This is a genomic window from Methanolobus sp. WCC1 (assembly GCF_045690315.1).
Lineage (GTDB): Archaea > Halobacteriota > Methanosarcinia > Methanosarcinales > Methanosarcinaceae > Methanolobus > Methanolobus tindarius.
Window position 1 is genome coordinate 3,101,416 of the sequence record NZ_CP146979.1, and the last position, 13,070, is coordinate 3,114,485.

General features: G+C 39.1%; 10 protein-coding genes. 5 read left to right on the forward strand and 5 right to left on the reverse strand.

Annotation, left to right across the window (positions count from 1 at the left end; translation table 11 throughout):
* Positions 1-388: 388 nt before the first annotated feature.
* Together V7O61_RS14730 and V7O61_RS14735 are read right to left on the reverse strand one after the other, a co-directional pair.
* Entirely contained in the window at positions 389-1,597 is a 1,209-nt protein-coding gene (locus tag V7O61_RS14730) for an ISL3 family transposase (protein WP_023843742.1), read from the reverse strand.
* Positions 1,598-1,944: 347 nt separating this feature from the next.
* Positions 1,945-2,571, reverse strand: coding sequence for a 4Fe-4S binding protein (locus V7O61_RS14735; protein WP_407283193.1), 627 nt, complete (start codon positions 2,569-2,571; stop codon positions 1,945-1,947).
* Positions 2,572-2,716: 145 nt separating this feature from the next.
* On the opposite strand from V7O61_RS14735, the gene cooS reads away from it, so the two are divergent.
* The 4 genes from cooS to fhcD all read left to right on the forward strand — a co-directional run bounded on the left by cooS (position 2,717) and on the right by fhcD (position 9,554).
* Positions 2,717-4,621, forward strand: coding sequence for an anaerobic carbon-monoxide dehydrogenase catalytic subunit (gene cooS / locus V7O61_RS14740; RefSeq protein WP_407283192.1), 1,905 nt, complete (start codon positions 2,717-2,719; stop codon positions 4,619-4,621).
* Between the two features lie 21 nt (positions 4,622-4,642).
* Entirely contained in the window at positions 4,643-6,820 is a 2,178-nt protein-coding gene (locus V7O61_RS14745; protein WP_407283191.1) for a heavy metal translocating P-type ATPase, read from the forward strand.
* A 45-nt stretch (positions 6,821-6,865) separates the two neighbouring features.
* Positions 6,866-8,542, forward strand: a complete 1,677-nt coding sequence (locus V7O61_RS14750) for a hypothetical protein (RefSeq protein ID WP_407283190.1) — start codon at positions 6,866-6,868, stop codon at positions 8,540-8,542.
* A 118-nt stretch (positions 8,543-8,660) separates the two neighbouring features.
* A complete protein-coding gene (gene fhcD, locus V7O61_RS14755; RefSeq protein WP_407283189.1) occupies positions 8,661-9,554 on the forward strand; it encodes a formylmethanofuran--tetrahydromethanopterin N-formyltransferase in 894 nt (297 codons plus the stop codon).
* A gap of 240 nt (positions 9,555-9,794) precedes the next feature.
* Here the strand turns inward: fhcD and V7O61_RS14760 are convergent, their stop codons facing one another.
* From V7O61_RS14760 to V7O61_RS14770, 3 genes are all read right to left on the reverse strand, one after another.
* Positions 9,795-10,175, reverse strand: coding sequence for a hypothetical protein (locus V7O61_RS14760; RefSeq protein WP_023845188.1), 381 nt, complete (start codon positions 10,173-10,175; stop codon positions 9,795-9,797).
* Between the two features lie 126 nt (positions 10,176-10,301).
* Positions 10,302-10,466 carry a hypothetical protein gene (locus V7O61_RS14765; RefSeq protein WP_023845189.1) on the reverse strand — a complete coding sequence of 55 codons (165 nt, stop codon included), beginning with the start codon at positions 10,464-10,466 and terminating at the stop codon, positions 10,302-10,304.
* Positions 10,467-10,792: 326 nt separating this feature from the next.
* Positions 10,793-12,397 (reverse strand): nitrous oxide reductase family maturation protein NosD, encoded by a 1,605-nt coding sequence (locus V7O61_RS14770; RefSeq protein WP_407283188.1) that lies wholly within the window; start codon positions 12,395-12,397, stop codon positions 10,793-10,795.
* 272 nt (positions 12,398-12,669) lie between these two features.
* On the opposite strand from V7O61_RS14770, the gene V7O61_RS14775 reads away from it, so the two are divergent.
* Positions 12,670-13,059: a hypothetical protein gene (locus tag V7O61_RS14775; RefSeq protein ID WP_407283187.1), complete on the forward strand. Its 390-nt coding sequence runs from the start codon at positions 12,670-12,672 to the stop codon at positions 13,057-13,059.
* Positions 13,060-13,070 lie beyond the last annotated feature (11 nt).

Genomic DNA, 13,070 nt, shown 5'->3' on the forward strand with positions numbered 1-13,070 from the left:
AATTCAGGTCTGTTCTACAGGAAAGAGGCGTACCCATCGGGTAGCCGTTTCCGGCCTATATTCCGACTACAGGACAATAGTCATGGACAAGACAATCCACATATTCATTCAAAATGATGATTTTGTTCATTCTAACACCTTAGATCTCAAAGCAACCCACCTGAACAATAAATATATATATGGAACTTCAAGTACGCTACTTATATTTTACGGATATCCTATTCCTGCTACTAATACTTATAATTGACGGAAATGTACTTCCGTCATGGATGCCCTAAAAAAGATGGATCTACTGGTGTAATCTCCGATAATATTACATAGTCTTCCTTTATGGAAAATCAAAAAGGCCACAAATCAAAATCTTCAAAATTAAATTAAATGGCTCTCTTTAACATCGTGTGGGTAAACGAAGTTTACCCGCCATCAAGAATATCATTGTATTCCTACACTTCTCAGTCTTCAATCCATATGATCTCTTAAAAGCAGTTTTAATTTTGTTGTTCAATCCTTCAACAACACCGTTGCTGATACCTTGTTTGATTGATTCCAATATCCCATGAGAATTTCTTTTAATCATCTTGGCCAATGTGATAATTTCCTTGATGTTGCTATGTGTTCCCCAATAATGCCATTTGTCAAGATATTCCCTCGCTACCTCTATATTTTTTATATCCCACAGACGTTGAAGTCCAAGCTTAAATCTGTAAGCTTTTGCTGTTTTAGTATCCAAATCTTTGATTGATCGAATCTTAGCTATTTCCCTATCCGATAGATTTTCAGGATTTTTCAACCACATGAATCTCGTTTTACCCAGATCTTTATTTGTTTGATACTCCTTTCTTCGAACCTTATCAATTGCATCATTCATCATTTTGACAATATGGAACTTATCGTAAACGATCTTAGCATTTGGGAAATATTCCCTTGCTCCACCCCTAAAAGCAGGATACATGTCCATTGAAATATACTTGATATTATCAGGGTCTATTTTTCTGGAAAGAACTTCCCTGAAGTTCTTGAAAACACTTCTTTTCTTTCCATTTTCAATATGAATTACTCTTGATTGATTTAGATCATAGAACAAGGTCACATAGCTGTGACCTTTTTTGACAGATATTTCATCTACTCCAATAGTATCTAACTCAGAGAGATCCATCTTTGCTCTGGCTTCTTCAACATAATGAGCTAGAATTATCCATACAGAATTTTCATGAATATTGATCAATTCAGCAATTGAAGAAACACTCATTTCTTTGGACATTGCAACGATTAGTGCTTCGAAAAATAATGTAAATCCAGTATTTTGTCTTGTCCATGGAACTTCTACAAGTTTTACATCATCTCCATCACACTTTGTTCGGGGAACTCGTGCATGAATGTATGTTTCATGATGGAAGAAATCAAGGTGTCTCCATACTTTTTCTTTGGTATCATGGAGATCACACAGTTTGTTGCAAACTGGGCAAGGGAACTTCGTTCCCTTGGTAAAATCTAGATAAATATCCATTCTTTTCTTAGAAACATTAAGATCAATGTCTTTCACATACCATGGAGGGGTTATTCCCAGAGCCATTTGAATCAAGAGTTTATCGTCCATCCAATATGGATTGGATGAACAGAATATTAAATTACCCACTCAATCTTGAGGAGATCCTTATTTTTTAATATAGGACTCCCGTGGACAGGTGCAGGAGTTGTCTGGCTAACCATATTAGCATACTACGCTAAAGCATATTATAAAATAAAAGTAAAGGTTCAAAACATAATAACTCTTTTTTTATTCATATTAACAACTATAGTTGTATATCAAGCAGCACAGCAATTTGATGTGATACTAAACAACATTCATGCACCTCAATTTATTATCAAATGTATTATTGAAAACTTTCAATATATCAAATTAACTTAAAAACAGAACCGTAGTTAAATCCTTGATAAATAATATCAAGGACTTGTTGATTTCTTAAAGCTTAGTGCGTCCTTTGGACAAATATCAATACATCTTCCACATTTGATACAATCAGGATTGTGTGTCATTTCCACGATATTCAGATGCATTGGACATATCTTTTCACACTTGTGGCATTTGATGCATTTTTCAATATCCATTACCAGAGGATACTTGTTCACACCCACTATACTCTGAAGTGTTCCCATTGGACAGAAAGTGCACCAAGTCCTTGGAGCGATTGTAACTCCCAGAATAACTGCAATTGAAGACGTGGTCAGGCACATAATTACAAGAACCATGCCTATCTGATTCACGATTCCGTGAGTGTTCATGAGCCTGTAGCCCATAAAGACCATCATGAGCATGAAAAGAGGAACTCTGATAAAGTAGCTTTTGAGAATTTTAGGTATTTTTCTTTTTTCTGAAACTTTACCCACCCAGAAATCCATGAAGCTTCCCCTTGGGCAAAGATTTCCACAGAACCAGCGACCCCTGAATGGTGCTATCAAAAAGATGGCAGCAAACACAAGTAACATGAAATAACCAAGCAGTGGGAACCATAATCCTGCAATTGAAACAATGATGACAAGCGGCCCCATATAGGGAGTTATTTTCAGCATTCATTCACCTTCTGCTATATTTTTACACTTTTATAGATATTAACTTTTGCTTATTCTTTTGAAATTTATGACTCCAAAGAGTTCTTAAAGTCTGCCACACCAAGTATATATGGGTTTAAAATCCAAACATAAATGGGGAATTATTGTGGAAGATGATAGAATATCATATCATGAGTCAGTGCGCACAGTATATAAAAGAATAAAAGAAGACGGTATAACCAACATCTGGGACCGCTATGAAGCACAGGGAATGGGCAGCAGCCCGGATAGAAGATGTAACTTCTGTCAGGGAGGAATGCGTTGCGACCTTTGTTCTAATGGGCCATGCCGTGGAGATGCACTGAAGGATAAAAGAGGAGTTTGTGGAATAACTGCCGACGGAATGGCAATGCGTATGATGCTTTTGCGAAACGTTATGGGAGCTTCGACATATCAGTACCATACGAACCAGACAATAAAGACACTGAGAGCCACAGCAAAAGGGGAGACGCCTTTTAAAATAACCGAAGAAGATAAACTTAGAAACTTCGCCGAAAGACTCGGAATAGATTCCAGTGGAAATATAGGAGATGTTGCTATGGAATTCTGTGATTTTGTGGAAGAAGATTTTACAAGAGAATACGGACAGCCGAGTAAAATTGTGGAGATGCTTGCTCCAAAAGAAAGACAGGAGTTATGGAAAAAAACAGGCATCTTTCCCGGAGGTATCCAGACAGAAATTCTTAGGTCAACAAGTTCATCCCTGACCAATGTGGACGGAAATTATGTTAGCCTTGCATTAAAGGCCATGAAGCTTGGTGTGGCAATGGCATATCAGAGCCAGATAGTCAATGAATATTGTCAGGACATCATATTCGGATTACCCAGACCTCACAAAATGAGAGTTGACCTCGGAGTCCTCGATCCGGATTATGTTAACATTCTACCAAACGGACATGAACCATTCCTTGGATTTGCAATGGTGCAGCTTGCAAGAAAAACTGAGTGGCAGAATAAGGCCAAGCAGGTTGGAGCTAAAGGTCTGAGGATAATTGCTAACATTGAGACAGGACAGGAAATGATCCAGCGATGGGAAATGGATGACGCTTTCTATGGATTCACAGGTAACTGGATAATGCAGGAGGCTGTGCTTGCAAGCGGCTGTGTGGATATTTTTGTTGCGGACATGAATTGTTCTATGCCGATAGATCCTATGTATGCTGAAAAATATAAATTCAAACTTATCCCTGTAAGTGATCTTGTTTCTTTTGAAGGGGTAACCGAACGTCTTGAGTATATTCCTGAAAAAGCCAGTGAGCAGGCAGCAAAACTACTCCAGATGGGCATTGATAACTTTAAGGAAAGAAAGGCAAGCGTTAAGCCTGTTACAGATTTGCCGATGAGTGAAGCGGTGGTGGGCTTTTCCACAGAAAGCATACTTGAAACCCTGGGAGGAAAACTTGACCCGCTTCTGGATGCTATCAAAGACGGAACCCTACGCGGAGTTGCGGGACTTGTTTCCTGTACAACCCTGAGAGACACGGGTCAGGATAGCCACAGCATTGCCGTTGCAAAGGAACTTATCAAAAGGGATGTGCTTGTGCTTTCCATGGGATGTGGAAATGCAGCCATGCAGGTTGGAGGACTCTGCAGTCCCGAAGCAAAAGAACTTGCCGGACCCGGACTGAAGGCAATCTGTGAAGCACTTGGAATTCCTCCGGTACTCAGTTACGGAACCTGCACCGATACGGGCAGAATCGCTGATCTGATAGCAGCTGTATCTGCAGCACTTGGTAATGTTCCTGTACCCGATCTGCCAGTTGTTGCAACAGCTCCTGAATATATGGAACAGAAAGCAACGATAGACGCGGTATTTGCACTGGCATTCGGTCTTTATACACACGTAAATCCTGTTCCAACTGTAACAGGAGCACCGAATCTTGTGAAACTCCTAACCGAGGATTGTAAAGATGTCACAGGCGGTGTGATGAATGTTGAAACAGATGCTGTAAAAGCAGTGGAACTCATGCTTGACCATATTGAGAACAATCGTAAAAAACTTGGAATCTGAGAAGAAGGTTGTCGGGAAAAGATGGAACATAAGGACCATGATGGCTCTGCCATAAAAGAAGAGAATGGAATGCATGAGCATAAAACTAATCATGAGGGCGGTCATGCAGAAAATCATGAGATGAATCATGAAATGACAGAGAAAACTTATGCAGAGCATGAAAGTTCTGGCACCTATGACAAACATATGAATCATGAAGGTCATCAGGGTCATGAAGACCATTCCAGCCACCATGCAATGATGGTTCAGGATTTCAGGAAAAGATTCTGGTTATCACTTGTTCTGACGGTGCCGATTCTTCTTCTGTCTCCAATTATACAGGATTTCCTTAAATCAAGTGTTGGAATTGCCATTCCATCTTTTTCAGGTGACACATACCTGCTGTTTGTGTTCTCAACTGCGGTCTTCTTCTATGGAGGCTGGCCTTTCCTCAAAGGAATAAAGGATGAACTTACAGCAAAAAATCCAGGTATGATGACACTTATTGCGGTTGCCATCACCGTTGCCTACGGATACAGCAGTCTTGTTGTTTTCGGACTTGAAGGGAAGCTCTTTTTCTGGGAACTGGCAACCCTGATAGACATCATGCTTCTTGGTCACTGGATGGAAATGAAATCTGTCATGGGAGCTTCCATGGCTCTGCAGGAACTGGTAAAACTCATGCCATCAGATGCACATCTCCTGAGATCGGACGGAGGAACAGAAGATGTTCCAATTGATGAACTTAAAATGGAAGATAAAGTCCTTGTCAAACCCGGGGAGAAAATACCTGTCGATGGTGTTGTGGTTGACGGACAAAGTTCTGTAAATGAGGCAATGCTTACAGGTGAATCAAATCCTGTTCCAAAGGAAAAAGGGGACGAAGTTATTGCCGGTGCTATTAACGGTGAAGGCTCACTGACTATTGAAGTTCGTAAAACCGGAAAAGACTCTTTCCTGTCACAAATGCTTGATCTCGTTTCACAGGCACAACAGAGTAAATCAAAAACCCAGAACCTTGCTGATAGAGCTGCTCTGTGGCTCACAATAATTGCTCTGACAGCAGGTACACTCACTTTTTTTGCATGGCTCAGGCTGGCAAACACTGACCTTGCATTTTCACTTGAAAGGGCCGTAACTGTTATGGTTATCACCTGTCCTCATGCACTGGGACTTGCAATCCCTCTTGTAGTTGCGGTCTCCTCTGCAATAGGTGCACGTAATGGGCTGCTTATCAGAAACAGAGGACCATTTGAAAGAGCAAGAAATATTGATGCGATTGTTTTTGACAAGACAGGAACTCTCACAAAAGGAGAATTCGGAGTCAGTGACGTTGTTATCTTTGATGAGAATATTCAGGAAAAAGAATTACTCAGTTATGCAGCATCCATTGAATCTGATTCCGAGCATCCGATAGCACAAGGAATCCTGAACTCTGCTGAACCTGACTATAAGGTTGAGAATTTCAATGCAATTTCCGGAAAAGGAGCACAGGGGACTGTAAAGGGAAAAGATGTAAAGGTTGTGAGTCCTGCATATCTGAAAGAAAAAGGGATCAGTTATCCTGAGGAAAAACTGGAAAAAATAAACATTCAGGGGAAAACCACGGTCTTTGTTCTTATTGAAGGAAACGTAGTTGGTGCTATTGCACTTGAGGATGTGGTCAGGTCTGAATCAAAGGAAGCTGTGGGCAAACTCAAAGAAATGGGTATCAAATGCTTTATGCTCACAGGTGACCAGAAGCAGGTGGCAGAGAGGGTTGCAGACCAGATCGGCCTTGATGAATACTTTGCAAGTGTTCTGCCCGATGAGAAGGCTTCCAGAATAAAGGAAGTTCAGGAAAGGGGACTTACTGTTGCAATGGTTGGGGATGGCATTAATGATGCACCTGCACTTGCACAGGCTGATGTGGGTATAGCAATTGGAGCCGGTACTGATGTTGCAGTGGAAACAGCGGACATAGTACTTGTAAAAAGTAATCCGCTTGATGTGCTGGCCATAATGGAACTCTCAAAGGCAACTTACAGCAAAATGAAACAGAATCTTTTCTGGGCAACAGGCTACAATGCTCTGGCAATTCCACTTGCAGCAGGGGTGTTGTATCAACAGGGAATTTTATTGTCACCGGCAGCAGGAGCCGTACTGATGTCAATGAGCACAATTATCGTTGCTGTAAATGCAAGACTTCTATCCATAGACCGGGAACACAAGCCGGAGTGATTTCAATAAATATATATATAAATACAAATCAACAATATAAAAGCCATGGATATCCTCATACCTGATATTGTTGATACAGCTCTAATAAGTGGTGTAATATCACTTTTCCTTATTGCAGACATCCTGATCAAAAATTACATGAAGATCAACCTGAGAGATGTTGGAGCTGATCTTGCTATCGGTTCTGTGGTTATCCAGTTTGGTTATATTACCCTTATACTTGTGAACCAGCAGATGGAAATCTTCTGGAATAATGTTCTCCTTGCAATATGCTTCGGGCTTTTCTGGGCCGCATGCCTCTGGCTTGCGAGCAAAAGAGATGCCCTGACAGATATGTTCTCTTACACAATCGGAACTTTTACCCTGGCAGCATCCATAATGCATTTCCTTGGAACTTTCAAACCCATGGGAATGATTATGCTGTTTGTATATTCACTCATCCTCTCAGTATTGGCTTTCCTTCTGGCTGATTATCTCAGAACAGAATCAGTGAAGAAAACTTATGAGAAACTTACAAGAGACCTGCAGATATATGATATGAATGAGAGCTACAGGAAACTGGAAGCAGGCAAAGAGAATATTGACCCGCTGCAACCTGTGGTTGATATAATACGTGGAGCTGTCAGGAATAATGACGACTTTACCGCAATTGTGGGTGTTAAAACAATTCCAAAGCTGGCCTCAAAAGTTCTCATTTCCAGTGGAAAAAAGAACCTCATTATAAAGTATATCAATATACACCTGTACCAGCTTGCCATTCTTGCAAGGGAAGAAAAGAACAGGCTAGTATTGATGGAAGTGATTGATGCATTCGGTTCCATTGGAAAAGGATGTTCAGAAACCGGTATGGAAATATTTAGTTTGCAGACGCTGGACAAGATGACTGGTTTCTTTGAATTGCACAGGGAAATTGAATACTTCCCGCCGGTAGAAAAACTCACACTCATCAAACGTTCAAAGGGCATTAAGGAAATAGCCAATGTTTTCAGGAATAAGATGGTTTCAAGTCCTCTTCACAAACTTGCAATTGCAACAGGGGACATCGGGGTCGCATCAGCTAAAAAGAATATGCTGGACAGTACTGAAAAATCAGTTGTCTTGCTTAAGAAGATAGCACTTGATGCAGCGGTTAACAGGGATACCGCAACTCTTGGAAATATCCGGGAAGTACTGCTTGAAGTCGCAAGGACAGTTGACAGTAAAGACCAGAAGCACTTGAAAAAACTCATTATCTACACTCTGAGAGATATAGGAATTAAAGCTGTGCAGGAGTCTCCTGAAAGAGAAAGACACGATTGTCTTGATAAAGTGATTGAAGCCCTTGAAGAAGTCGGACAGATTTTTGGAAGGGAGTCACTTGCCGATGTTACATCTGCACTGAAAGATATAGGCGTGGTTGCCGCAAGGAAACATTCAGATGAAAAAGTCTCAAGAATAATTCCTGTTATGGAACAGTTCTGTACTGTTGCGGCATCAGATAATCAGGCGGACAACGTCTCACTTGCTGTTAATGCTATTGTTGAGGTATGCGAGATATCAATCAAGGAGCAGATGGTGGAATCTACTGCCAGTTCCTCAAAGAGCCTTGCAAACCTTTCAAACATCGAATCGATTTCTGTGATTGTCAGTGAAGCTATTTTTGAGATAGGTAAGTATCAGGAAATTGACAGGGAGATGTTTGCCCTTTTTGATAAAACCTACCGCAAGTCAGGCGGAAGGTAGTCTTCTTTTAGTCTGCATTTCGAAGAGTATATGTATTGTAATTGTGTTGTATTACTGCTATAGCTAGTGCAACATTTTGATGTTGCCTGCTAATTTTAACTTAAAACAAGGGATTATTATGGAAATCAATGGAGTAGAAATCGAAGATACTTTTGCAGAAGCGTTCCCAATCAAGATCTCAAGAGTACTTATCACCGCAGCAACAAAACGCTGGGCAGAGATAGCTGCACTTGAAGCAACAGGATTCGGTACCTCTGTTATTATGTGCCCTGCAGAAGCAGGTATTGAAAAGTTCGTAGGTCCTGATGAGACTCCTGACGGAAGACCTGGTGTATATGTCCAGTTCTGTACCTTCGGATACGAATCACTTGAACACCAGTTACTTGAGCGCCTTGGCCAGTGTGTGCTTACAGCACCAACAACAGCTGTTTTCAACGGTATGCCAGAAGCTGAGAAGCAGTTCAATGTAGGGTTCAAATTGAAGTTCTTCGGTGACGGAATGGAATCCGAAACAGAAGTAGACGGTCGCAAGATGTACAGCATCCCAATCATGGAGGGTGACTTCCTTGTAGAAGAGAACATCGGCGCTGTAGCAGGTATTGCAGGCGGTAACTTCTTTATCTTCGGTGACAGCCAGATGACAGCACTTACAGCAGCAGAAGTTGCAGTAGACGCTATCAAGGACCTTGAGGGTACAATCACTCCATTCCCAGGCGGAATTGTTGCAAGTGGTTCCAAGGCTGGTTTTAACAACTACAAGTTCATGAAGGCAACTGCAAACGAGAAGTTCTGCCCATCAATCAGGGACAAGGTCGAAGGTACCGAAATTCCAGAAGGTGTAAAGGCAGTTTACGAGCTTGTCATCAACGGTGTCGACGAGGATGCTATCCAGAAGGCAATGAAGGCAGGTATCGAAGCAGCTATCGCAGTTCCTGGTGTCTCAAAGATCACCGCAGGAAACTACGGCGGCAAACTCGGTAAGTACCAGTTCCACCTGAAAGACCTTTGTTAAAAAGGCTCTTTCATTTTTCATATTTTTTGTATTTTAGTCATATTGTAATTCTGTTAATCTAAGTGGCTCCAAAATTGCTATTTTTCATCTTCACAAAAGCAACCTGTAATCTAAAAATAAAGTAGCTATCCGCCGAAGGTGGCACATTACGATTCTGCTGCACAGAATATAATTACAAAAATGATTGTATTTATACAGAGATTTCTACAGAGCCGGAAATGAAGAGATTTATTCTTCTCTTCATGCAATTGAATACCCAAAGTCTATGGATAAGGTTCCACTGTTATTATTAATATCCATGGAAACTTCTGCAGTAGGTTGTACTTCGAAATTATATGTGCTAGTTACATTATTTCCCAAAGTGGCCTTATATACATAACTCGTATCATTTTTATCGATTGGTGCTGACATGATGTATGTATTGGCCTCCAAATTGTATATCTCACTAAATATTGATGTTCCTGCGGAATCGAATATTTCGACTTTAATGTTATGTGAATATATGTCATTATTAAAGACTGAGAAACGTAGTGGTTCTTCTTTATTTCCTAAAGCATACATCAATATAAGAGCCAAGATTGCTATAATTATGATGGAGACAATTAGTTTATTCTTGGTCATTTTTTCCTCAGTTTAACTTCAAATAATTATTTTATTTTTATAGTAGATTTATTAATATGTCTGCGTTTTTTAGTATATATAAATTTTGTATTAAAAAATAAAAATAACACCGTAGTGTTATTTATTTTACTGGAAGCCTGCTACAGTAGATTTATGGGAAGAAACTATACCCGCATTGTCATGTGAATCATCACCATGTCCTGAAGGGCCTGTTGTTGAGAATTCCATCATTGTACTAGCCACGAACATCTCAGGCATTACTGTTGTGTATGTAATTACTCCACCTGCCATATTGTAGATTCATCATATGATTGTGATTGGTAGACAGTAATATGTCCTTGAGTCCAAGTAGTTCCCTCACTATGGGTTGCAGTTTCTTTATTCTTCATGTGATTTTTCAAGTATCTGTACAATGACTAAAATACACATAAAAACTAATGTCATAAGAGCCAGTATCGAACTGGAATTATCTTTAATCACCTCTAGATAAAAATTAGTGGATGCAGTTATTAAAGTTATTATTCCAAGAAATCGAGACATTTTTTTACTTAAATTATGCATATCTTTCACCTATATTGTCTCCTGTGTCAGGAACAGCATATAGTTCCACTCTCTGATTACAAAGCTTGGCTCCAATCAGAAGCACTTTGGTTTATTTGCAATACATCCATACCTAATTCTTCTACTTTTGAATCTCCATAAGCAGGATTTGGATAATCATAAAATACTTCTGCATAAAGTTGTATAAGTACGTCCTGATTTTCTCTTTCCAGATCAAGTCTTTGTCTGTAATGATATTCTTCCATATATTCCAGAGTCAGAGGTTCTTGATACCTCAATTCATAATTGCCACTTGGTAATCTTCTGGAACTAATGTGAATATCCGCGGACAGTATGTCTCCAAATCCATTTGGATATGCATACTTATCATTGTAGATTAAGTCAAAGGAGAGAGTTCCTCTGGTATGAGTTTCATTTATAGCTTCATTATCCGTCCATTGCATATTTGTTATTTCCACATTTTCGGTCATTCCGGCTTCAAATGGGAAATACCATGCAAGAAGCAAAATAACTGATATTATGATCAATATAACCAAACCAAAAAGTCCCTTCTTCAACCAGGATAAACCGAAATGAAAAGCAATTATAGTTAATACTATCAGAGTGATGATTACAATGAGAATATCCTGTAATGGACTAAGTTTTATATTTTCAGCACGGTTGTCTGCAAATGAATTATCCTCAATGGTATTTTTATCGTCTGGAAATCGATGGTAAATAGCATATTCTTCATTTGACCGGAACTTATTATTTTTAATAATATTGTTGTCAGTGCTTTCGATGGTTATCCCATTTAGGTTGCTGTAGAAACTATTTCGCTCGAATATGTTGTTTGAACTCAAGGAAATTAAACGTATCCCAGAGTTCTTATTTTCTGAAAAATAATTATCTGTCACTGGATTTGAGTTTGAATGCCATACATTGAGACCATACTGATTGTTTTCATTCAGATTGTTACCAAAGACTGTGTTTTCATCAGATGATGTCAATGCCAGACCGATATTATTGAGAATAAGTTCGTTCTCGGTAATTGTGCAGAGTGAGGATTTCCTGAGGGCTATTCCATACATCTGGTTATTACTAAATTTATTATCTTTAATGGTAATCTGATCAGATTCATCCACATAAAGACCACGTTTGTTATTCAGAATATTGTTATTTTCCAGTTTGCTTAGCGTCGAATCAAGAAGATGTATCCCATGTTCAATATTTGAAAAAACAGTGTTATTTTGAATCTCATTACCTGAAGAGGACTCGATATAAAAACCGTCCTGCGTATTAGAGATAATGTTGTTACTTACATGGCAATTTTTTGACTTTTCAATAAATATACCTGCAACAGAAGGATTGGTACTATCTCCTTTAACTGTCAGGCCACTTATCCTTACGTTATCTGCTGTTATGTGAATTATTGAAGCAGATGAATTGTTAGATGTAATAACGACATCATCAGGTTCAAGCGAAGAAGATCTTATGCTTAAAGGTTTGTCCACCTTAAGAGTTTCAGAATATGTTCCACTGTAGATAATTATGGAATCATTCTTTTGAGCCTGATCTATTGCATCCTGTATAGAACTGAAAGAGTTATTTGTATTGCTGTTGTCACCTACTGTTATTGTAGTTGCAGAGACACAACTAACAGTAAGAAAAAGAAAGATCATCAATGTGATTATTCTAAGATTCACGGTTTTTGTCCTTTAAACTTGGATCTGATCAGAAAATCGGTCTAACTTCATACTAATTTTTTAGTATAATATATATTTTTTATGGCCAATGTATCCAACCAATATGCTTGTCATTCCTGACTTTACCCTGCTGAAAGCATCAGTTGGATTGTATGACCATAATTAATAAATAAATTACATGTAACTTTTAATTAATTTATGAACTAATTTTAGAATATAGTAATTTTTGTAAATAATGGAGTGATTAAATGACAGAAAACCGAGGAAGATACCTGGCAATAATTGGTGGAGTTTTAGGTATCTTTGTAAGTTTAGGACTATACGGCTTAATTGAAGGGTTAATACCCACCAATGGTATAGCTATAGGCGTTATTTATGGTGCGACACCAATACTGGGAATATCTGACCCAAAAACAGTGTTGGCAATCCATACATTTTCAGCAACAGCACTTGCAGTTATTGGGATCATAGCAGCTTATAAATTATCGAAAAACGTGCGTAATTCTGCATTAATTATAATTGCATCAGGTATTGCCGGATTCATATTCATGGGAATTTTATGGATTCCAACCGGAATTTTGTTTGTACTCGGCGGGATACTATTAATGAGAGACATGAAGGTTAGTACCTCAGCTTAGCATTATACAAA